Source organism: Streptomyces cinerochromogenes (assembly GCF_014648635.1).
Classification (GTDB): domain Bacteria; phylum Actinomycetota; class Actinomycetes; order Streptomycetales; family Streptomycetaceae; genus Streptomyces; species Streptomyces cinerochromogenes.
On sequence record NZ_BMRM01000009.1, the window covers coordinates 315236 to 336545 of the forward strand.

The 21310-nt window shown below is 71.2% G+C and carries 18 protein-coding genes; 15 read left to right on the plus strand and 3 right to left on the minus strand.

Features of this window, described 5'->3' with window-relative positions; translation table 11 throughout:
• From secF to IEZ20_RS19875, 6 genes are all read left to right on the plus strand, one after another.
• Window positions 1-1110, plus strand: coding sequence for a protein translocase subunit SecF (gene secF, locus IEZ20_RS19850; RefSeq protein WP_189300480.1), 1110 nt, complete (start codon window positions 1-3; stop codon window positions 1108-1110).
• Window positions 1107-1646, plus strand: coding sequence for an adenine phosphoribosyltransferase (locus tag IEZ20_RS19855; RefSeq protein WP_189300482.1), 540 nt, complete (start codon window positions 1107-1109; stop codon window positions 1644-1646). The genes secF and IEZ20_RS19855 overlap by 4 nt, the downstream gene beginning before the upstream one ends.
• Before the next feature lie 198 nt (window positions 1647-1844).
• Window positions 1845-4388 (plus strand): RelA/SpoT family protein, encoded by a 2544-nt coding sequence (locus IEZ20_RS19860; protein WP_189300484.1) that lies wholly within the window; start codon window positions 1845-1847, stop codon window positions 4386-4388.
• Window positions 4389-4413: 25 nt separating this feature from the next.
• Window positions 4414-5772, plus strand: a complete 1359-nt coding sequence (locus tag IEZ20_RS19865) for a serine/threonine-protein kinase (protein WP_189300486.1) — start codon at window positions 4414-4416, stop codon at window positions 5770-5772.
• Window positions 5765-6211 (plus strand): effector-associated constant component EACC1, encoded by a 447-nt coding sequence (locus tag IEZ20_RS19870; protein WP_189300488.1) that lies wholly within the window; start codon window positions 5765-5767, stop codon window positions 6209-6211. The genes IEZ20_RS19865 and IEZ20_RS19870 overlap by 8 nt, the downstream gene beginning before the upstream one ends.
• Window positions 6195-7334, plus strand: coding sequence for a caspase family protein (locus IEZ20_RS19875; protein WP_189300491.1), 1140 nt, complete (start codon window positions 6195-6197; stop codon window positions 7332-7334). The genes IEZ20_RS19870 and IEZ20_RS19875 overlap by 17 nt, the downstream gene beginning before the upstream one ends.
• A 73-nt stretch (window positions 7335-7407) precedes the next feature.
• On the opposite strand, the gene IEZ20_RS19880 is transcribed toward IEZ20_RS19875, so the two are convergent.
• Both IEZ20_RS19880 and IEZ20_RS19885 read right to left on the minus strand, forming a co-directional pair.
• The gene (locus IEZ20_RS19880; protein ID WP_189300493.1) at window positions 7408-8637 is read right to left on the minus strand and encodes a DUF349 domain-containing protein; all 1230 of its coding nucleotides are present in this window, start codon (window positions 8635-8637) and stop codon (window positions 7408-7410) included.
• A gap of 154 nt (window positions 8638-8791) precedes the next feature.
• Window positions 8792-9616: a peptidylprolyl isomerase gene (locus IEZ20_RS19885; RefSeq protein WP_189300495.1), complete on the minus strand. Its 825-nt coding sequence runs from the start codon at window positions 9614-9616 to the stop codon at window positions 8792-8794.
• 168 nt (window positions 9617-9784) lie between these two features.
• On the opposite strand from IEZ20_RS19885, the gene IEZ20_RS19890 reads away from it, so the two are divergent.
• From IEZ20_RS19890 to rpsD, 5 genes are all read left to right on the plus strand, one after another.
• Complete coding sequence (locus IEZ20_RS19890) at window positions 9785-10492, plus strand: MBL fold metallo-hydrolase (protein WP_189300497.1); 708 nt, start codon at window positions 9785-9787, stop codon at window positions 10490-10492.
• A gap of 13 nt (window positions 10493-10505) precedes the next feature.
• Window positions 10506-11768 (plus strand): histidine--tRNA ligase, encoded by a 1263-nt coding sequence (gene hisS, locus IEZ20_RS19895; protein WP_189300499.1) that lies wholly within the window; start codon window positions 10506-10508, stop codon window positions 11766-11768.
• Window positions 11769-12001: 233 nt separating this feature from the next.
• A complete protein-coding gene (locus tag IEZ20_RS19900) occupies window positions 12002-12658 on the plus strand; it encodes a vitamin K epoxide reductase family protein (protein WP_189300501.1) in 657 nt (218 codons plus the stop codon).
• A 43-nt stretch (window positions 12659-12701) separates the two neighbouring features.
• Complete coding sequence (locus IEZ20_RS19905; RefSeq protein WP_189300503.1) at window positions 12702-14057, plus strand: replication-associated recombination protein A; 1356 nt, start codon at window positions 12702-12704, stop codon at window positions 14055-14057.
• A 293-nt stretch (window positions 14058-14350) separates the two neighbouring features.
• Window positions 14351-14965: a 30S ribosomal protein S4 gene (rpsD, locus tag IEZ20_RS19910; RefSeq protein WP_189300505.1), complete on the plus strand. Its 615-nt coding sequence runs from the start codon at window positions 14351-14353 to the stop codon at window positions 14963-14965.
• Window positions 14966-14986: 21 nt separating this feature from the next.
• On the opposite strand, the gene IEZ20_RS19915 is transcribed toward rpsD, so the two are convergent.
• Window positions 14987-17158, minus strand: a complete 2172-nt coding sequence (locus tag IEZ20_RS19915; protein WP_189300507.1) for an ATP-binding protein — start codon at window positions 17156-17158, stop codon at window positions 14987-14989.
• Between the two features lie 153 nt (window positions 17159-17311).
• Here IEZ20_RS19915 and IEZ20_RS19920 point away from each other — a divergent pair, with 153 nt between their 5' ends.
• From IEZ20_RS19920 to ruvX, 4 genes are read left to right on the plus strand one after another with little or no spacing between them, the layout of a single operon-like run.
• Complete coding sequence (locus IEZ20_RS19920; RefSeq protein ID WP_189300509.1) at window positions 17312-17746, plus strand: DUF948 domain-containing protein; 435 nt, start codon at window positions 17312-17314, stop codon at window positions 17744-17746.
• A gap of 16 nt (window positions 17747-17762) precedes the next feature.
• Window positions 17763-18110 carry a hypothetical protein gene (locus IEZ20_RS19925; RefSeq protein ID WP_189300511.1) on the plus strand — a complete coding sequence of 116 codons (348 nt, stop codon included), beginning with the start codon at window positions 17763-17765 and terminating at the stop codon, window positions 18108-18110.
• The gene (alaS, locus tag IEZ20_RS19930; protein WP_189300513.1) at window positions 18110-20782 is read left to right on the plus strand and encodes an alanine--tRNA ligase; all 2673 of its coding nucleotides are present in this window, start codon (window positions 18110-18112) and stop codon (window positions 20780-20782) included. Before IEZ20_RS19925 ends, alaS begins: the two co-directional genes overlap by 1 nt.
• Before the next feature lie 2 nt (window positions 20783-20784).
• Window positions 20785-21249 carry a Holliday junction resolvase RuvX gene (gene ruvX, locus IEZ20_RS19935; protein WP_189300515.1) on the plus strand — a complete coding sequence of 155 codons (465 nt, stop codon included), beginning with the start codon at window positions 20785-20787 and terminating at the stop codon, window positions 21247-21249.
• Window positions 21250-21310: the final 61 nt, after the last annotated feature.

Here is a 21310-nt window from a genome sequence, read left to right on the forward strand (position 1 = left end):
ATGTCGAAACTCGGCAACCTCGGCGCTCGACTGCACCGCGGCGAGATCTCGTACGACTTCGTCGGCAAGCGCAAGATCTGGTACGGCGTCTCGATCCTGATCACCATCACGGCCATCGTCGGCCTGGCGGTGCGCGGCCTGAACATGGGCATCGAGTTCCAGGGCGGCGCGGTCTTCACCACGCCGACCAAGATGAGCACCTCGGTGGCCAAGGCCGAGGAGTACGCCAACGACGCCTCGGGCCACCAGGCGGTCGTGCAGAAGCTCGGCAACGGCAGCCTGCGCATCCAGATCGCGGGCATCGACACCGGCCAGTCCGACAGGATCAAGCAGGAGCTGGCCAAGGACCTGAACCTCGACCCCGAGAAGCTCGCCGCCGACCTGGTCGGACCGAGCTGGGGCGAGCAGATCGCCAACAAGGCCTGGGAGGGCCTGGCGATCTTCATGGTCCTCGTCGTGATCTACCTGGCGATCGCGTTCGAGTGGCGCATGGCCATCGCGGCGCTGGTCGCGCTGATCCACGACATCACCATCACGACCGGTATCTACGCACTGGTCGGCTTCGAGGTCACGCCCGGCACGGTCATCGGTCTGCTGACCATCCTCGGTTACTCGCTCTACGACACGGTCGTCGTCTTCGACAGCCTCAAGGAGCAGACGAAGGACATCACCAAGCAGACCAGGTGGACGTACAGCGACATCGCGAACCGCTCCATCAACGGCACCCTGGTCCGCTCCATCAACACCACGGTCGTCGCCCTGCTGCCGGTCGCCGGTCTGCTCTTCATCGGCGGCGGCTTCCTCGGCGCGGGCACGCTCAACGACATCTCCCTGTCGCTGTTCGTCGGCCTCGCGGCCGGTGCCTACTCGTCGATCTTCATCGCCACGCCGCTCGTCGCCGACCTCAAGGAGCGCGAGCCGGCGATGAAGGCCCTCACCAAGCGGGTCCTGGCCAAGCGCGCCCAGGCCGGTTCGGACGAGGAGGTCGTGGAGGCCCGCACCGCCGGTGCCGACGCCGACGACGACGCCGCGCCCGCCGTGGTGGGCCCGCGCAACCAGCCCTCCTCCCGTGGCCGTGGCCGCGGCCGTCCCTCGGGGAAGCGCCGATGACCGACATCCAGGAGCTGCTGCTCAGCCGCATCCGTGACGTCGCCGACTACCCGGAGCCGGGCGTGATGTTCAAGGACATCACCCCGCTCCTGGCGGACCCGGCGGCCTTCACCGCGCTCACCGACGAGCTGGCCGGGATCGCCGCGGCCACCGGCGCCACCAAGGTCGTCGGCCTGGAGGCCCGGGGCTTCATCCTCGGCGCCCCGGTCGCCGTCCGCGCGGGCGTGGGCTTCATCCCGGTCCGCAAGGCGGGCAAGCTGCCCGGGGCCACCCTGCGCCAGGCCTACGACCTGGAGTACGGCTCGGCGGAGATCGAGGTGCACGCGGAGGACCTGGCCCACGGCGACCGTGTCCTGATCGTGGACGACGTCCTGGCCACGGGCGGCACGGCCGAGGCCGCGATCCAGCTCATCCACCGCGCGGGCGCCGAGGTCTCCGGCCTCGCGGTCCTGATGGAACTGACCTTCCTGGCCGCCCGCCCCCGCCTGGAACCGACCCTGAACGGAGCCCCCCTGAAGGCCCTCCTCCAGGTCTGACCCCACCCGCCCGAACGGCCGCCCCACCCCCGGGGCGGCCGTTCGGCATTCCGCCCCCGGAATCCCCCGGCCACCTCCCGCGTTGCACGGTTTGACGGTCCTCACAGGCGCCTGCAGGCGATGACCGGGCGCAGGATCGCTACCATTGGGGTTTCCGGAGCCTGACCGGGGGACCCGGATCGCGCACGAGGAGTCCTCTTGCCAGACGAGGCCCAGCCACTGACCGCCGCCAAGCCCGAGCCCGCCTCGGCCCCCGCGGCGAAACCCGCGCCGAACGCTTCCCACGTGAAGAACGACCCCCGCGGGACGGTCGAGCACGCCCAGTCGGCGCCCGTCGAGAAGAGCGCCGAGTCCGCGCGCCCCAAGCCGTCCCCCACCCCCTCGCCCGAGCGCCCGGCCCAGCCCCCCGTGGTGCGCCAGCCGGCCTCCCCGCCCACCCGCACCGGCTCCTCCAACCGCGTCCGGGCCCGCCTCGCCCGCCTCGGTGTCCAGCGCGCGAACCCGTACAACCCGGTCCTGGAACCGCTGCTGCGGATAGTGCGCAGCAACGACCCGAAGATCGAGAACTCCACGCTCAGGCAGATCGAGCGCGCCTACCAGGTCGCCGAGCGCTGGCACCGCGGCCAGAAGCGCAAGAGCGGCGACCCGTACATCACGCACCCCCTCGCCGTCACCACGATCCTCGCCGAGCTGGGCATGGACCCGGCCACCCTCATGGCCGGCCTGCTGCACGACACCGTCGAGGACACCGAGTACGGCCTCGACCAGCTCCGCCGCGACTTCGGCGACACCGTCGCCCTCCTCGTGGACGGCGTCACCAAGCTGGACAAGGTGAAGTTCGGCGAGGCCGCGCAGGCCGAGACCGTGCGCAAGATGGTCGTAGCCATGGCCAAGGACCCGCGCGTCCTGGTCATCAAGCTCGCCGACCGCCTGCACAACATGCGCACGATGCGCTACCTCAAGCGCGAGAAGCAGGAGAAGAAGGCCCGCGAGACGCTGGAGATCTACGCTCCGCTCGCCCACCGCCTGGGCATGAACACCATCAAGTGGGAGCTGGAGGACCTCGCCTTCGCGATCCTCTACCCCAAGATGTACGACGAGATCGTACGGCTCGTCGCCGAACGCGCGCCCAAGCGGGACGAGTACCTCGCCATAGTGACCGACGAGGTCCAGGCCGATCTCCGGGCCGCCCGCATCAAGGCGACCGTCACCGGCCGCCCGAAGCACTACTACAGCGTCTACCAGAAGATGATCGTGCGGGGCCGCGACTTCGCCGAGATCTACGACCTGGTGGGCATCCGTGTCCTCGTCGACACGGTCCGCGACTGCTACGCCGCCCTCGGCACCGTGCACGCGCGATGGAACCCGGTCCCCGGCCGGTTCAAGGACTACATCGCGATGCCCAAGTTCAACATGTACCAGTCGCTGCACACGACGGTCATCGGCCCCAACGGCAAGCCGGTCGAACTGCAGATCCGCACCTTCGACATGCACCGCCGCGCCGAGTACGGCATCGCCGCGCACTGGAAGTACAAGCAGGAGGCCGTCGCCGGCGCCTCCAAGGTGCGCACCGACGTGCCCAAGGCCGGCAAGAAGGACGACCACCTCAACGACATGGCGTGGCTGCGCCAGCTGCTCGACTGGCAGAAGGAGACCGAGGACCCCGGCGAGTTCCTGGAGTCCCTGCGCTTCGACCTGTCCCGCAACGAGGTCTTCGTCTTCACCCCCAAGGGCGACGTCATCGCGCTCCCGGCCGGTGCCACCCCGGTGGACTTCGCCTACGCCGTCCACACGGAGGTCGGCCACCGCACCATAGGAGCGCGGGTCAACGGCCGCCTGGTCCCGCTCGAGTCCACCCTGGACAACGGCGACCTGGTGGAGGTCTTCACCTCCAAGGCGGCGGGCGCCGGCCCGTCCCGGGACTGGCTCGGCTTCGTCAAGTCGCCGCGGGCCCGGAACAAGATCCGCGCCTGGTTCTCCAAGGAGCGCCGGGACGAGGCGATCGAGCAGGGCAAGGACGCCATCGTGCGGGCCATGCGCAAGCAGAACCTGCCGATCCAGCGGATCCTCACCGGCGACTCGCTGGTCACCCTCGCCCACGAGATGCGCTACTCGGACATCTCCGCGCTGTACGCGGCGATCGGCGAGGGCCATGTCTCGGCGCAGAACATCGTGCAGAAACTCGTCCAGGCCCTCGGCGGCGAGGAGGCCGCCACCGAGGAGATCGACGAGACGGTCCCGCCGTCCCGCACCCGCGGCCGCAAGCGCCGTTCCAGCGCCGACCCGGGTGTCGTGGTCAAGGGCGTCGAGGACGTGTGGGTCAAGCTGGCCCGGTGCTGTACGCCGGTGCCCGGCGACCCGATCATCGGCTTCGTCACCCGCGGCAGCGGCGTATCCGTCCACCGCAGCGACTGCGTCAACGTCGACTCGCTGTCCCGTGAACCCGAGCGCATCCTCGACGTCGAGTGGGCGCCCACCCAGTCCTCGGTCTTCCTGGTCGCCATCCAGGTGGAGGCGCTGGACCGGTCCCGTCTCCTCTCGGACGTCACCCGGGTCCTGTCCGACCAGCACGTCAACATCCTCTCGGCGGCCGTCCAGACCTCCCGCGAACGGGTGGCCACCTCCCGGTTCACCTTCGAGATGGGCGACCCCAAGCACCTCGGTCACGTCCTGAAGGCCGTCCGGGGCGTGGAGGGCGTGTACGACGTCTACCGCGTGACATCGGGACGCAGCCGGTCCTAGGGCTGTCAGCGACGGGGGGAGCGGTATGAGCGGGCGGCAGCCCGGCTGGTCGGACGCTGCGGCACCGGACGGCCCGGCCCACGTAGTCGCGGGCCGGTACCGGGTCCTGCGCCGGCTGGGGCGGGGCGGCATGGGTGTCGTGCACGAGGCGGAGGACGTCCGGCTGGGCCGCCGCGTCGCGGTCAAGATGCTGACGGCCGTCGAGGGCCTCGCCACCCAGGACACGGCGTGGGAACGCTTCCAGCGGGAGATCCGTGCCCTGGCGCGGATCGATCACCCCGGTGTCGTCACGCTGTACGACAGCGGGATGCACGAGGGTGTCCCGTACCTGGTCATGCAGGTCCTCGACGGCACGAGCCTGGCCGATCTGGTCGTGGCCACGGGCCCGCTGCCGAGCCCCGCCGCCTGCACCGTGGCACTGGGCATCACGGACGCCCTGGAAGCGGCGCACGACAAGGGAGTGTTCCACCGCGACGTCAAACCGTCCAACGTGGGGGTCACCGGCAACGGGCGCGTGGTGCTCCAGGACTTCGGGCTGGCCCGGCTGGCCGGCGAGGCCGCGATCACCCGGACCGGAGCCCTCATCGGCACCCCGCAGTTCATGGCGCCCGAAGCCATGAGCGGCGGCCCGCGCGAGGCCGCGGCGGACTGGTACGGGCTCGGGGCCTGCCTCTTCCTGATGCTCACCGGCGAACTGCCCTTCGGCCCGACCGCGGACGTCGGCGCCATCATCGGGCGCGCCCTCGGCGAGGGGATCCGGCCGCTCACCGCGGACGAGGGCATACCCGAGCCCCTGGCCGAACTGGTCGGCCGACTGTGCCGGCGGGACCCCTTGGAGCGCCTCACGGACGCCGCGGCCGTACGGGAGACACTCGTCCCCCTGATGTACGGCGGGACCGAGGACCTCTCGGAGCGGGTGACCCGCCACCTGCGCGCCCAGGCCGTGGACGCCGCGCGCGGCACCGAGGTGTCTGCCCGGGCCCTGCCCGCCCTCCAGGACGAGCAGCCCGAGTACCACTGGGACGAGGACGTGTCCGTCCCGGGAGCCGCCCCGGATCCCATGCATCCCGCCACCCTCAGCGACACCACCCGGCGCATCGTCCTCGGCAGCATGACTCCGCAGGGGGCGCTGTCCCGGCAGCGCGAAGCCGTCGGCCTGGTGCAGCGCGGGCAGATCCGGGAGGCCGCGCAGATGCTGGCGGTGGTCGTCCAGGTCTGTCTGTCGAAGCTGGGCCCCGACCACCCCACGACCCTCACCAGCCAGTACTGGCAGGCCGTGTGCCGGGCCAGGCTCGACGCCGGAGAAGAGGCCCTCGACATGCTCTCCCGAGTCAACAGACGCATCGGACGACGAGCGGAGCGAACGGACACGAGCGATGACTGACCTCGTCCTGGCCCTCGGCGCACCCCCCGGGCACCCGCCCTCCGGCAACGGGAACCCCGGCACCGAGGACGACCTGCGATCCCTGCTGCGCTGGCTGCATGCCGACGACACGGTCCCCGTGCGCGGACGGATCGTCGGCGGCGCACCACCCGCCCCGGGCGGCATGGGCTCCGGCTTCGACCTCCTCCAACTGGCCGTCAGCAGCGGCCTGTCCGTCGGCTCGCTCGTCGTCTCGGTCCTCCAGTGGCAGGCGGCCCGCCGCCACGCGCCCGCCGTCACCCTCCGCCGCGGTGACGTGGAGGTCGTCCTGACCGCGCGGGCCGCGCGGGACGAGGAGACCGTCCGCGGCATCGTCGAACTGCTCGACGGCACCACACCGAACCCCAGTCCGCCCCGCCCGCGAGCCGAGGAGCCTGGAGGCGATGACGGTACTGCCTGACCCGACGTGCTCGCGGGCCGTCCTCGTCGGCACCGCCTCCTACCGCCATCTGCCGCAGCTGCCCGCGGTGGAGGCCAACGTGGTGGACCTCGCCGCGGAGCTGTGCGACCCCGCCGTGTGGGGGTTGCCGGTACGGAACTGCACGGTCGTCACCGATCCGCTCAGCCCCCAGACCGTCCTGGACCCGGTGTACCGGGCCGGAGAGGAGGCCACGGACACCCTCCTCGTCTACTTCGCGGGCCACGGCATGCGGGACGCCGACTCCGCCGACCTGTATCTCGCGCTGGGCGACTCCCGCGAGCACCTGGGGTACACGGCCGTCGCCTACCAGCACCTGCGCACCGCGCTGCGGTCCGCCCGCGCCCGCCGCAAGATCGTCGTCCTCGACTGCTGCTTCAGCGGCCGGGCCGCCCGGGCCCTGACGGGCGGGGACGTGCTCGCCGCCCAGGCCGCCGTGGACGGCGCGTACGTCCTGACCGCCTCGCCCGCCGACCGGATCGCCCTGGCCCCGGAGGGGGAGCGCAACACCGCCTTCACCGCCGAACTGCTGCGCATCCTGCGCGAGGGCGTCCCGGAGGGCCCCGAACTGATCGACCTGGACACCCTCTACCGGGTCCTGGAAGAACGCCTGCGCGCCAAGAACCGGCCACTGCCGCAGCGTTCCCAGGAGAACGGCGTCGGCCGGCTCCCCCTGGCCCGCAACAAGGCCCGCGCGGGCCGGCGCACCCCCTCCGGACCGGTCCTGGCCGCCGAGGTGCGCGCCGCCGTCGTCGCCACCGGCCTCGCCCTCGCCCGGCTGCTGCGCGCCACCGGCAACGCCCGTGACGCCCAGCCGGTGCTCCGGCTCGCGCTCCAGGAACAGCAGCAGTCCGGCCAGGCGCAGGGCGACCTGGTCGCCGTACAACTGGAGCTGTCCGAACTGCTCGCGGAGACCGGTCAGGTACGGGAGGCCATCGAGATCCTGGAACTCGCCTTCCACCAGGTGCACAAGGGGTACGGCCCCGAGGCCGTGCTCGTCTGCCGGCGGCTGGCCGAGCTGCTGCAGGAGTCCGGCAACCACCTCCAGGCCTGCGAGGTGCTCAAGCACGCCCTGGACATCATGGAAGACACCGGACCCGCCTGAAAACGACCGGGCGGCCCGGGGTGGTCGCACCACCGGGCCGCCAGGACGGGACGGGGAAAGCCGAAGGCGTCGGTCAGCCGCCGAACTCCTGCAGGCCCTTCAGAGCCTGCTCCAGGAGCGCCTGACGACCCTCCAGCTCCCTCTCCAGCTTGTCGGCCTTGGCGTTGTTGCCCTGGGCGCGCGCCTGCTCGATCTGCGCCCGCAGCTTGTCCACGGCGGCCTGGAGCTGACCGGTCAGACCCTCGGCACGCGCGCGTGCCTCCGGGTTCGTCCGGCGCCACTCGGCCTCCTCGGCCTCCTGGATCGCCCGCTCGACGGCGTGCATCCGGCCCTCGACCTTCGGCCGGGCGTCCCGCGGGACGTGACCGATGGCCTCCCAGCGCTCGTTGATCGAGCGGAAGGCGGCCCGTGCGGCCTTCAGGTCCGTGACCGGCAGGAGCTTCTCGGCCTCCTCGGCCAGCTCCTCCTTCAGCTTGAGGTTCTCCGACTGCTCCGCGTCCCGCTCGGCGAACACCGAGCTGCGGGCGGCGAAGAAGACGTCCTGGGCGCCGCGGAAGCGGTTCCACAGGTCGTCCTCGTGCTCGCGCTGGGCGCGGCCCGCGGCCTTCCACTCCGCCATCAGCTCGCGGTAACGGGCGGCCGTCGGACCCCAGTCCGTCGAACCCGACAGCGCCTCGGCCTCGGCGACCAGCCGCTCCTTGACGCGGCGGGCCTCCTCGCGCTGCGCGTCCAGCTGCGCGAAGTGGGCCTTGCGGCGCTTGGAGAACGCCGACCGGGCGTGCGAGAAGCGGTGCCACAGCTCGTCGTCCGACTTGCGGTCCAGCCGCGGCAGGCCCTTCCAGGTGTCCACCAGCGACCGCAGCCGCTCACCGGCCACCCGCCACTGGTCGGACTGCGCCAGCTCCTCCGCCTCGACGACCAGCGCCTCCTTGGCCCTGCGGGCCTCGTCGGACTGCTTGGCCCGCTGCGCCTTGCGCTCCTCGCGGCGCGCCTCGACGGTCTCGACCAGTTTGTCCAGCCGCTGCCGCAGCGCGTCCAGGTCACCGACCGCGTGGTGCGCGTCGACCTGCTCGCGCAGGTGGTCGATGGCGGCCTGGGCGTCCTTCGCCGACAGATCGGTGGTCCGCACGCGCTTCTCGAGGAGGCCGATCTCGACAACCAGGCCCTCGTACTTGCGCTCGAAGTAGGCCAGCGCCTCCTCGGGGGAGCCGGCCTGCCAGGAACCGACGACCTGCTCGCCGTCGGCCGTACGCACGTACACGGTCCCCGTCTCGTCGACGCGGCCCCACGGGTCGCTGCTCACAGCGCCTCCTCCACATGATGCCTGCGGGGGCCTCAGCGCCCCCGGGCATCGTCCACAGTTTCGTCACGGCCAACATAGGCGACCAGCGGGTTGCCTGTCCGCATCCAGCGCGACCGAAATTCGGCAGTCGGCCGTTCCCGGGCCTCCGGTGACGTCAGGATTTGGTGATCGTCGCCTTGTCGATCACAACGGTCGCGTTGGGGGCGCCGTCACCGGCACCCGTGCTCTCGCCGGCCGCGGCGATCTTGTTCAGCACCTTCATGCCCGCCGCGTCGATCGTGCCGAACGGGGTGTAGCTGGGCGGCAGCTGGCTGTCCTTGTAGACGAGGAAGAACTGGCTGCCGCCGGTGTGCTTCTGGCCCGTGTTGGCCATCGCCACCGTGCCCGCCGGGTAGGTGTTGTTCTTCAGGCTCTTGTCCTTGAGGTTCTCGTCCGGGAGCGTGTAGCCCGGACCGCCCATGCCGGTGCCCTGCGGGTCGCCGCACTGCAGGACGTAGATGCCCTGGGTGGTCAGGCGGTGGCACTTGGTGTGGTCGAAGTAGCCCTTGCCCGCGAGGAAGTCGAACGAGTTCACCGTGTGCGGGGCCGCCGACGTCTTCAGCGCGATGCCGATGTCACCGCACGTCGTCGCGAGCTTCAGCGTGTACTTCGCCGACGTGTCGATCGACATCGCCGGCTCCTTCTTCCAGCTGAGCTTCTCCGCCGAGCCGGCCGCCGGCTTCCGGCACGGGTCCGGGGCCTTGCTGGTGGGCGTCGCGCTCGGGGTGACCTGGGAGCTCGCGTTCTCCTTCTTGTCGCCGTCGTTCTTCAGCACCCCGGTCGTGTACAGGGCGACACTGCCGATCACGACCACGCCCAGTACCGACGCGATCACCGAGTTGCGCAGGCGGGCCTTGCGCCGCGCCTCGGTGCGCCGCTGCTGCTGCCGCAAGAACTTCTCCCGGGCGAGCTGACGCCGCCGCTGCTCCTGGCTGACCACCGGGTTCTCTCCTCAAGGTGTCGTGTGTCGGGCGGTACGCGTGCGTCCTCGTGATCCGACCGCTGCGTGTAGCCCCGTACCGTATATGGGTTCGCTGAGGAAACGGCAGCGCCGGTAGGCTCTGACAGCAGCTGAAGCCGCCTGTAACCGACACAACGAAGGACGATCGTGCTCATTGCCGGGTTCCCCGCCGGGGCCTGGGGGACGAACTGTTATCTCGTCGCCCCCGCCGCCGGTGAGGAGTGCGTGATCATCGACCCGGGCCACCAGGCCGCCCCAGGCGTCGAGGAAGCGCTGAAGAAGCATCGGCTCAAGCCCGTCGCCGTCGTCCTCACCCACGGCCACATCGACCACGTGGCCTCGGTCGTCCCCGTCTGCGGGGCGCACGACGTACCCGCCTGGATCCACCCCGAGGACCGGTACATGATGAGCGACCCGGAGAAGGCGCTCGGCCGGTCCATCGGCATGCCGCTGATGGGCGAGCTGACCGTGGGGGAGCCCGACGACGTCAAGGAGCTGGCCGACGGCGCGAAGCTGGAGCTGGCCGGGCTGGAACTCTCCGTCGCACACGCGCCGGGCCATACCAGGGGGTCGGTGACCTTCCGGATGCCCGAGACCGCCGACGTCCCGTCGGTGTTCTTCTCCGGGGATCTGCTGTTCGCCGGCTCCATCGGACGCACGGACATGCCGGGCGGATCCATGGAGGACATGATGCGGTCACTGGCCCGCGTGTGCCTGCCGCTCGACGACTCCACCGTGGTGCTGTCCGGCCACGGCCCCCAGACGACCATCGGCCAGGAGCGCGCCACCAACCCCTATCTGCGGCAGGTGGCGGCCGGCCAGGGAGCCGCCGAGGCTCCCCGACGAGGAATGTGACGAGAGAGCTTCCGTGAGCACCTTCAAGGCCCCCAAGGGCACCTACGACCTGATCCCGCCGGTCTCGGCCACGTACCTGGCGGTCCGCGAGGCGATCGCCGCCCCGCTGCGCAACTCCGGCTACGGCTACATCGAGACCCCCGGCTTCGAGAACGTCGACCTCTTCGCGCGCGGTGTCGGCGAGTCCACCGACATCGTGACCAAGGAGATGTACGCCTTCGAGACCAAGGGCGGCGACAGGCTCGCCCTGCGCCCCGAGGGCACCGCGTCCGTGCTGCGCGCGGCCCTGGAGGCCAGCCTGCACAAGTCGGGCAACCTCCCGGTCAAGCTCTGGTACTCCGGCTCCTACTACCGCTACGAGCGCCCCCAGAAGGGCCGCTACCGCCACTTCTCCCAGGTCGGCGCCGAGGCGATCGGTGCCGAGGACCCGGCGCTGGACGCCGAGCTGATCATCCTGGCCGACCAGGCGTACCGCTCGCTGGGCCTCAGGAACTTCCGCATCCTGCTGAACAGCCTCGGCGACAGGGAGTGCCGCCCTGTGTACCGGACGGCGCTGCAGGAGTTCCTGCACGGCCTGGACCTGGACGAGGACACGCGCCGCCGCGTCGACATCAACCCGCTGCGGGTCCTCGACGACAAGCGCGAGTCGGTGCAGAAGCAGCTGACCGGCGCGCCGCTGCTGCGCGACTACCTGTGCGACGCGTGCAAGGCGTACCACGAGGAGGTCCGCGAGCTGATCACCGCGGCGGGCGTCTCCTTCGAGGACGACCCGAAGCTGGTGCGCGGCCTGGACTACTACACCCGCACCACCTTCGAGTTCGTGCACGACGGTCTCGGCTCGCAGTCCGCGGTGGGCGGCGGCGGCCGGTACGACGGCCTGTCCGAGATGATCGGCGGCCCCGCGCTGCCGTCCGTCGGCTGGGCCCTGGGCGTCGACCGCACGGTCCTCGCCCTGGAGGCCGAGGGCGTGGAACTGGACATCCCGTCCACCACGTCGGTCTACGCCGTCCCGCTCGGCGAGGAGGCCCGGCGGGTGCTGTTCGCGAAGGTCACCGACCTGCGCAAGGTCGGCATCGCGGCGGACTTCGCCTACGGCGGCAAGGGCCTGAAGGGCGCCATGAAGAACGCCAACCGCTCCGGCGCCCGCTACGCGATCGTCGCCGGCGAGCGCGACCTCGCCGAGGGTGTCGTCCAGCTCAAGGACATGGAGTCCGGCGAGCAGACGCCCATCGGTGTCAACGAGATCGTGGCGGAGCTGGAAGCGCGGCTGGGCTGAGACGGCGGGCGGGGGAGCGGACGCGGTCCGGTTCCCCGCCCCACCCGTCCGCGCGTGCTCCCGCCGGCCGTCAACCCGGTGCGCGCAGGTTCCCTCCGCCGGAGGTTTTCCGAACGGTCCGTGGCCGGTGTCCGTACGTCCTTATGCGCAGCGAACGGTGCGCACACAGGCCTGTGCGGCACAATGACCCGTGCCCGAAGGTGGTCCAACTCCCAAGCGACGGAATCGGCGTGATGAGCAAGACGACAGTCACAGACATCTCCGCGGAGCCCGGTCCGGAGCGCGGCGCCGGCGTCCCGCGCGCAGCCGGCGGCAGCCGCGCCTTCGCCGTTCTGCTGGTGATCACCGGCGCGGCCGGACTGCTGGCCGCCTGGGTCATCACGATCGACAAGTTCAAGCTGCTGGAAGCCAAGGTCGCCGGAAAGACGTTCACCCCCGGGTGCAGCATCAACCCGGTGGTCTCCTGCGGCAGCGTCATGGAGAGCAAGCAGGCCGCCGCCTTCGGCTTCCCGAACCCGATGCTCGGCCTGGTCGCGTACGGCATCGTCGTCTGCGTCGGCATGAGCCTGCTGGCCCGCGCCCGGTTCCCGCGCTGGTACTGGCTGACCTTCAACTTCGGCACGCTCTTCGGCGTGGCCTTCTGCACCTGGCTGCAGTTCCAGTCCCTGTACCGGATCAACGCCCTGTGCCTGTGGTGCTCGCTGGCCTGGGTCGCCACGATCACGATGTTCTGGTACGTCACCTCGTTCAACGTCCGCAACGGCTTCCTGCCGTCCCCGCGCTGGCTGAGGTCCTTCTTCGGCGAGTTCACCTGGGTGCTGCCGGTCGCGCACGTCGGCATCATCGGCATGCTGGTCCTCACCCGCTGGTGGGACTTCTGGACCAGCTGACGGTCCCGGACCGATTGTCAGTGCGGTGTTCTAGGGTTTCAGCGTGGAACCCGACCTCTTCACCGCAGCAGCAGAAGAACGCCAGGAGAAGGACCCGTCGGCCAGCCCTCTGGCGGTGCGCATGCGCCCGCGCACGCTCGACGAGGTCGTGGGACAGCAGCACCTGCTGGGGCCCGGCTCCCCCCTGCGCCGGCTGGTCGGCGAGGGCAACGGCGGCCCCGCCGGACCCTCCTCGGTGATCCTGTGGGGCCCGCCCGGCACCGGCAAGACCACCCTGGCCTACGTGGTCTCCAAGGCCACCAACAAGCGGTTCGTGGAGCTGTCCGCGATCACCGCGGGCGTCAAGGAGGTCCGCGCGGTCATCGACGGCGCCCGCCGCGCCACCGGCGGCTTCGGCAAGGAGACCGTCCTCTTCCTGGACGAGATCCACCGCTTCAGCAAGGCCCAGCAGGACTCCCTGCTCCCGGCCGTGGAGAACCGCTGGGTGACCCTGATCGCGGCCACCACGGAGAACCCGTACTTCTCGGTGATCTCCCCGCTGCTCTCCCGCTCCCTCCTGCTCACCCTCGAACCGCTCACCGACGACGACATCCGCGGCCTGCTCCGGCGCGCCCTCGGCGACGAACGCGGCCTGAAGGACGCCGTCGCCCTCCCCGAGGACACCGAGGAGCACCTGCTCCGGATCGCCGGCGGCGACGCCCGCCGCGCCCTGACCGCCCTGGAGGCCGCCGCCGGCGCCGCCCTCGACCAGGGCGAGAGCGAGATCAGCCTCCAGACGCTGGAGCAGACCGTCGACCGTGCCGCCGTGAAGTACGACCGCGACGGCGACCAGCACTACGACGTCGCCAGCGCCCTCATCAAGTCCATCCGCGGCTCCGACGTCGACGCGGCCCTGCACTACCTGGCCCGCATGATCGAGGCCGGCGAGGACCCCCGGTTCATCGCCCGCCGCCTGATGATCTCCGCCAGCGAGGACATCGGCCTGGCCGACCCGGGCGCCCTGCCGATCGCGGTCGCCGCCGCCCAGGCCGTCGCCATGATCGGCTTCCCGGAGGCCGCCCTCACCCTCAGCCACGCCACCATCGCCCTGGCCCTCGCCCCCAAGTCCAACTCGGCGACCACCGCGATCGGCGCCGCCATGGAGGACGTACGCAAGGGCCTGGCCGGCCCGGTCCCGCCGCACCTGCGCGACGGGCACTACAAGGGCGCCGCCAAGCTCGGCCACGCCCAGGGGTACGTGTACCCGCACGACCTGCCCGAGGGCATCGCCCAGCAGCAGTACGCCCCGGACGCCCTGAAGGACCGCGAGTACTACACGCCGAGCCGGCACGGAGCCGAGGCCAGATACGCGGACGCCGTCGAGTGGACCCGCGCCCACCTCGGTCGCAGACGGTCCTGAGCACCCTGTAGACTGCTCCGGAGTGCTGAGTCCCGTGCTGTCAGAGCGGGACGGACAGCCGGAACCCCCAGCGGGTTCCAGGAGCGTCGCGCACCGTCGAACGGTGTCGCGGGCAGCCCACCACCACCCGGAGTCCCGGGACGGTCGGTGGGCCACTCGCGTGCTGCACGTATGTGCCCAGACCAGGGAAGCGGCTGCCCGGCAGGTCCCTCGCGGGACCCGGCGGGTTTTCCCGGCTGCGGATGCGACCTCCCTAACGCTGACGAGCCGAACCTACGAAAGAGATTGAGACAGTGGCGAACCAGTCCCGCCCCAAGGTCAAGAAGTCGCGTGCCCTCGGCATCGCGCTGACCCCGAAGGCCGTCAAGTACTTCGAGGCCCGCCCCTACCCGCCGGGTGAGCACGGCCGCGGCCGCAAGCAGAACTCGGACTACAAGGTCCGTCTGCTGGAGAAGCAGCGCCTGCGCGCTCAGTACGACATCTCCGAGCGCCAGCTGGTCCGCGCCTACGAGCGTGCGTCCAAGGTCCAGGGCAAGACCGGTGAGGCCCTGATCGTGGAGCTGGAGCGTCGCCTCGACGCGCTGGTCCTGCGTTCGGGCATCGCCCGCACGATCTACCAGGCCCGCCAGATGGTCGTCCACGGCCACATCCAGGTCAACGGCCAGAAGGTCGACAAGCCGTCCTTCCGTGTCCGCCCGGACGACGTCGTGCAGGTCCGCGACCGCTCCAAGGACAAGACGCTCTTCACGATCGCCCGTGAGGGTGGCTTCGCCCCCGACGGCGAGACCCCGCGCTACCTGCAGGTGAACCTCAAGGCCCTGGCGTTCCGCCTGGACCGCGAGCCGAACCGCAAGGAGATCCCGGTGATCTGCGACGAGCAGCTCGTCGTCGAGTACTACGCCCGCTGACCCCAGCCCCGGCGCAGCACCTCAGCCCGCCGTCTCCCCGCCCTTCCGGGTGGGCGAGGCGGCGGGTTCGCGCTGTCCGGCGCGGGCGTGCGGGACCGGCCCCCGGGGCGTCGGCAGCGCCGGCAGCGGCCGTGTGTCGTGCCTCAGGGCCCGCTCCACCGCCGTCTCCCGGTCCAGCCGCGCCCCCCGGCGCACCCATCCCTCGTACCCCTCGTCGCCCAGCGCCTGCCGGGCCGTCGCCTCGCACAGCTCGTGCGGGGCGTTGTAGTACGCCGAGCCGAACAGCGGCAGCCCGACCGAGGGCCACATCCGCCCGGCGGCGCCCTGCAGCACCGCCGCCTCCACCGCGTCGCCCTGCGTCACCGTCACCAGGGCCAGCAGCTCGATCGACAGCACCGTCCCCAGCAGATCGCGGAACGTGTGCACGTCGCCCAGGCAGTCGATCAGCAGCTCCCGCGCCCGGGCCGCGTCGCCGCCCTGCCACGCCGCGTACGCCAGCACGTACAGCGCGTACGACCGCGCCCACCGCTCCCCGTGGTCCTCGCACACCCGGCGCACGTCCTCGCACAGCCGCACCGCCTCCGGCAGATCCCCCTGGAACGCCCGCGTCATCGCCAGCTCCACCTGGCCCATCAGCACGTTGCTGTTCAGCTCGCCGATCTCCTGGTAGCGCTCCAGCGCCGACCGCAGCAGCGTTTCTGCGCGGGCCATGTCATCCGAGACCAGGGCCAGACAGCCGGTGCGGTGCTCGGCGTACGCCACCGCCGCCGGATCGGCCGACCGCTCCGCCTGCTCCCGGCAGACCTGGAGCGCCTGCAGCGCCGGCACGGTGTCCCCCTGCAGGATCGCCACGTAGCCGAGCACCCACAGCGCCTTCAGCCGGGACTGCTCGTACTCCGAGTCCAGCTCCACGCTGCGCTCCAGCCAGCGCCGCCCCTCCGCGAGCCGGCCGCAGCCCACCCAGCAGAACCACAGCGAACCCGCCAGGTGCTGCGCGAGGTGGGCCTCCTCCGGCTCGGTGAGACAGAACTCCAGCGCGGTCCGCAGGTTCGGCAGCTCGGCCTCGACCCGCGCGGCCACCTCCCGCTGCCGGGGCGAGAACCACTCCAGTTCGCACCAGGTCGCCAGGCCCAGGTACCAGTCCCGGTGCCGTCTGCGCAGCCGGCCCGCGTCCCCGGTGGCCTCCAGCCAGTCGGCGCCGTAGGCCCGGACGGTGTCCAGCATCCGGTAGCGGGGACCCGCCGGGGTCTCCTCGCGGGCCAGGACCGACTGGGCGAGCAGCTCCGACAGCACGTCCAGGACGTCCTCGGCGGGCAGTCCGTCGCCGCTGCACACGTACTCGGCCGCCTCCAGGTCGAAGGTCTGCGCGAACACCGACAGCCGGGCCCACAGCAGCCGCTCGGCCGGCGTGCACAGCTCGTGGCTCCAGCCGATCGCCGTGCGCAGCGTCTGGTGCCGGGGCAGGACGTCCCGGCCGCCGCCGGTCAGCAGCCGGAACCGGTCGTCCAGGCGCTGCAGCACCTGCCCCGGGGACAGTGCCCGCAACCGCCCGGCGGCCAGCTCCAGCGCCAGCGGGATCCCCTCCAGCCGCCGGCACAGCTCCCGCACCTCGGCGCCGTCGGCCACCGGCACGCCCTGCGCCCGGGCCCGGTCCGCGAACAGCTCCACCGCCTCCTCCTCGCCGAGCGGCGCCAGCGGGAACAGCCGCTCGCCCGCGAGGCCCAGCGGGCGCCGGCCGACGGCCAGCACCCGCAGCCCCGGCAGCCGGCGCAGCAGCTCCGCCGTCAGGTCCGCACAGGCCGCCACCAGGTGCTCGAACCCGTCCAGCACCAGCAGCGCCGGGTGGCAGGCCAGATGCTCCAGCAGGGTCTCCCGGGGCATGCGGGCGGTGTGGTCGGTCAGCCCGAGCGCCTCCACGACCGCGTACTCCAGGAACTGCGGATCGCGCACGGGCGCCAGCTCCACCCGCCCCCAGCCCGGGCCGTCGCCCGGGGCGCCGGACGCCCACCGGGCCGCCGCCCGCGCGGCCAGCCGGGACTTGCCGACCCCGCCCACCCCGGTGACGGTCACCAGCCGTGTCTGGCCGAGCGCCGCCGTCAGCTCGGCCAGCTCGGCCGAGCGCCCGACGAAAGCGGTGAGTTCGAGGGACGGATCGCCGTCCGCCCGGGAGCCGGGGCTGTGAGGACCTCGCATGGGACACGGAGCGTACTGAACCGTGTTCACTCCGTACAATCCCCTGCCGCAACTCCGCCCGCTCCGCCGGGTAATCGGGTACGGAGCCGCGGCCCCGGCGCGATAGGCTCGGGGCACGACTTTTTCGATGTTCAGGCACGTTTCAGGGAGCGGGTGCGCACAGTGTCCGGTGGAGAGGTGGCCGGGATCCTGGTGGCCGTGTTCTGGGCGATCCTGGTCTCCTTCCTCGCGGTCGCACTGGCGAGGCTGGCCCAGACGCTCAAGGCGACCACCAAGCTCGTCGCGGACGTGACCGACCAGGCGGTGCCGCTGCTCGCCGACGCCTCCCAGGCGGTGCGCTCGGCGCAGACCCAGATCGACCGGGTCGACGCGATCGCCTCCGACGTCCAGGAGGTCACGTCCAACGCCTCCGCGCTGTCCTCCACCGTCGCCTCCACCTTCGGCGGCCCGCTGGTCAAGGTCGCGGCCTTCGGCTACGGCGTGCGCCGGGCACTCGGCGGCCGCAAGGAGGACGTGCCTGCGAAGTCGCCCCGGCGTACCGTGATCGTGGGCCGGACGGTCCCCGCCGCACGACGCAAGCGGAAGTAAGGACTGAGACCGAGCGATGTTCCGCCGTACGTTCTGGTTCACCACCGGTGTCGCCGCCGGAGTGTGGGCCACCACCAAGGTCAACCGCAAGCTGAGGCAGCTGACCCCGGAGAGCCTGGCCGCCACCGCCGCCAACAAGGCCCTGGAGACCGGTCAGCGGCTGAAGGACCGCGCGGTCGGCTTCGCGCTCGACGTCCGCGACAACATGGCCCAGCGGGAGGCCGAGCTGGAGGAGGCCCTCGGCATCCAGGAGAGCCCCGAACTCCCGGCACCGCGGCGGTACGCCGCCATCGAGAACAACCGCAGCAACCCGAAGTACATCGAGAACCCGACGTACTCGCACAACCGGAATGAGGACCACTGATGGAGTCGGCCGAGATTCGCCGCCGCTGGCTGAGCTTCTTCGAGGAGCGCGGGCACACCGTCGTCCCTTCGGCGTCGCTCATCGCGGACGACCCGACTCTGCTCCTCGTCCCCGCCGGCATGGTGCCCTTCAAGCCCTACTTCCTGGGTGAGGTCAAGCCCCCGTTCCCGCGCGCCACCAGCGTGCAGAAGTGCGTGCGCACCCCCGACATCGAAGAGGTCGGCAAGACCACGCGCCACGGCACGTTCTTCCAGATGTGCGGCAACTTCTCCTTCGGCGACTACTTCAAGGAAGGCGCCATCAAGCTCGCCTGGGAGCTGCTCACCAGCCCCCAGGACAAGGGCGGCTACGGCCTCGACCCCGAGCGCCTGTGGATCACCGTCTACCAGGACGACGACGAGGCCGAGCAGATCTGGCACGAGGTCGTGGGCGTGCCCAAGGAGCGCATCCAGCGCCTGGGCATGAAGGACAACTTCTGGTCCATGGGCGTACCCGGTCCCTGTGGCCCCTGCTCCGAGATCAACTACGACCGCGGCCCCGAGTTCGGCGTCGAGGGCGGCCCCGCCGTCAACGACGAGCGGTACGTGGAGATCTGGAACCTCGTCTTCATGCAGTACGAGCGCGGCGAGGGCATCGGCAAGGACAACTTCGAGATCCTCGGGGACCTGCCGAGCAAGAACATCGACACGGGCCTCGGCCTGGAGCGGCTCGCCATGATTCTGCAGGGCGTGCAGAACATGTACGAGATCGACACCTCCATGGCCGTCATCGACAAGGCCACCGAGCTGACCGGCGTCCGCTACGGCGAGGCCCACGACTCGGACGTGTCCCTCCGCGTGGTCACCGACCACATGCGCACGGCCACCATGCTCATCGGCGACGGCGTCACCCCCGGCAACGAGGGCCGTGGCTACGTCCTGCGCCGCATCATGCGCCGCGCCATCCGCAACATGCGCCTGCTCGGCGCCACCGGTCCGGTCGTCAAGGACCTGATCGACACCGTGATCGGCATGATGGGCCGGCAGTACCCCGAGCTGATCACCGACCGCGAGCGGATCGAGAAGGTCGCCCTCGCCGAGGAGAACGCCTTCCTCAAGACGCTCAAGGCCGGCACCAACATCCTCGACACCGCCGTCAACGAGACCAAGCAGTCCGGCGGCACGGTCCTCTCCGGCGACAAGGCCTTCCTGCTCCACGACACCTGGGGCTTCCCGATCGACCTCACCCTGGAGATGGCCGCCGAGCAGGGCCTGTCCGTGGACGAGGAGGGCTTCCGCCGCCTGATGAAGGAGCAGCGGGAGCGCGCCAAGGCCGACGCCCAGGCCAAGAAGACCGGCCACGCCGACATGGGCGCCTACCGCGAGATCGCCGACGCCGCCGGCGAGACCGACTTCATCGGCTACACCGACACCGAGGGCGAGTCCACGATCGTCGGCATCCTGGTCGACGGCGTCTCCTCCCCGGCCGCCACCGAGGGCGACGAGGTCGAGATCGTCCTCGACCGCACCCCCTTCTACGCCGAGGGCGGCGGCCAGATCGGCGACACCGGAAAGATCAGGATCGACTCCGGTGCCGTCATCGAGGTCCGCGACTGCCAGAAGCCGGTCCCCGGTGTGTACGTCCACAAGGGCGTCGTCCAGGTCGGCGAGGTGACCGTCGGCGCCAAGGCCCACGCCTCCATCGACGCCCGCCGCCGCCACGCCATCGCCCGCGCCCACTCGGCCACCCACCTGACCCACCAGGCCCTGCGCGACGCCCTCGGCCCGACGGCCGCCCAGGCCGGTTCCGAGAACCAGCCCGGCCGCTTCCGCTTCGACTTCGGCTCCCCGTCCGCCGTCCCGACGGCCGTGATGACCGACGTCGAGCAGAAGATCAACGAGGTGCTCGCCCGCGACCTCGACGTGCACGCCGAGGTCATGGGCATCGACGAGGCCAAGAAGCAGGGCGCCATCGCCGAGTTCGGCGAGAAGTACGGCGAGCGGGTCCGCGTCGTCACCATCGGCGACTTCTCCAAGGAGCTGTGCGGCGGCACGCACGTGCACAACACCGCCCAGCTGGGCCTGGTGAAGCTGCTCGGCGAGTCCTCCATCGGCTCGGGTGTGCGCCGTATCGAGGCCCTCGTCGGCGTGGACGCCTACCACTTCCTCGCCCGCGAGCACACGGTCGTCAACCAGCTGACCGAGCTGCTCAAGGGCCGCCCGGAGGAACTGCCGGAGAAGGTCTCCGCCATGCTCGGCAAGCTCAAGGACGCCGAGAAGGAGATCGAGAAGTTCCGCGCCGAGAAGGTGCTCCAGGCCGCCGCCGGCCTCGCCGAGTCCGCCAAGGACGTGCGCGGTGTGGCCCTGGTGACCGGCCGGGTCCCGGACGGCACCACCCCGGACGACCTGCGCAAGCTGGTCCTGGACGTGCGCGGCCGGATCCAGGGCGGACGCGCCGCCGTGGTCGCCCTGTTCACGGTGAACAACGGCAAGCCGCTCACGGTCATCGCCACCAACGACGCCGCCCGCGACCGCGGCCTCAAGGCCGGTGACCTGGTCCGCACGGCCGCCAAGACGCTCGGCGGCGGCGGTGGCGGCAAGCCGGACGTCGCCCAGGGCGGCGGCCAGAACCCGGCCGCGATCGGCGAGGCCGTCGACGCCGTCGAGCGGCTCGTGACGGAAACAGCGAAGTGACGATGCGCAGAGGGCGTCGGCTCGCGATCGACGTCGGGGACGCCCGGATCGGGGTCGCCTCGTGCGACCCCGACGGGATCCTCGCCACCCCGGTGGAGACCGTCCCCGGGCGGGACATCCCCGCCGCCCACCGCCGGTTGCGTCAACTGGTGGAGGAGTACGAACCGATCGAGGTCGTCGTCGGCCTCCCTCGCTCCCTCAAGGGGGGCGAGGGGCCGGCCGCGGTCAAGGTCCGCGCCTTCGCCCAGGAGCTGGCCAGGGGCGTCAAGCCGGTGCCGGTGCGGCTGGTGGACGAGCGGATGACGACGGTGACGGCCAGTCAGGGACTGCGCGCCTCGGGCGTGAAGTCGAAGAAGGGCCGCGCGGTCATCGACCAGGCCGCCGCCGTCATCATTTTGCAGCAGGCCCTGGAATCCGAACGGGTGTCAGGCAATCCACCCGGCGAAGGCGTCGAAGTGGTCATCTGATCGCGATACGGTAACGTTCCGCGCGATGCGCCGGTGTTCGAACAGCCGGCGCACAGCAAGA

Excerpts from the sequence above, each read along its gene's own strand:
- IEZ20_RS19925 (WP_189300511.1), top strand. The coding sequence starts at position 17,763 with ATGTTCCGCCGTACGTTCTGGTTCACCACCGGTGTCGCCGCCGGAGTG.
- ruvX (WP_189300515.1), top strand. The coding sequence starts at position 20,785 with ATGCGCAGAGGGCGTCGGCTCGCGATCGACGTCGGGGACGCCCGGATC.
- IEZ20_RS19915 (WP_189300507.1), bottom strand. The coding sequence starts at position 17,158 with ATGCGAGGTCCTCACAGCCCCGGCTCCCGGGCGGACGGCGATCCGTCC.
- IEZ20_RS19870 (WP_189300488.1), top strand. The coding sequence starts at position 5,765 with ATGACTGACCTCGTCCTGGCCCTCGGCGCACCCCCCGGGCACCCGCCC.
- IEZ20_RS19855 (WP_189300482.1), top strand. The coding sequence starts at position 1,107 with ATGACCGACATCCAGGAGCTGCTGCTCAGCCGCATCCGTGACGTCGCC.
- IEZ20_RS19875 (WP_189300491.1), top strand. The coding sequence starts at position 6,195 with ATGACGGTACTGCCTGACCCGACGTGCTCGCGGGCCGTCCTCGTCGGC.
- IEZ20_RS19865 (WP_189300486.1), top strand. The coding sequence starts at position 4,414 with ATGAGCGGGCGGCAGCCCGGCTGGTCGGACGCTGCGGCACCGGACGGC.
- alaS (WP_189300513.1), top strand. The coding sequence starts at position 18,110 with ATGGAGTCGGCCGAGATTCGCCGCCGCTGGCTGAGCTTCTTCGAGGAG.
- IEZ20_RS19900 (WP_189300501.1), top strand. The coding sequence starts at position 12,002 with ATGAGCAAGACGACAGTCACAGACATCTCCGCGGAGCCCGGTCCGGAG.
- secF (WP_189300480.1), top strand. The coding sequence starts at position 1 with ATGTCGAAACTCGGCAACCTCGGCGCTCGACTGCACCGCGGCGAGATC.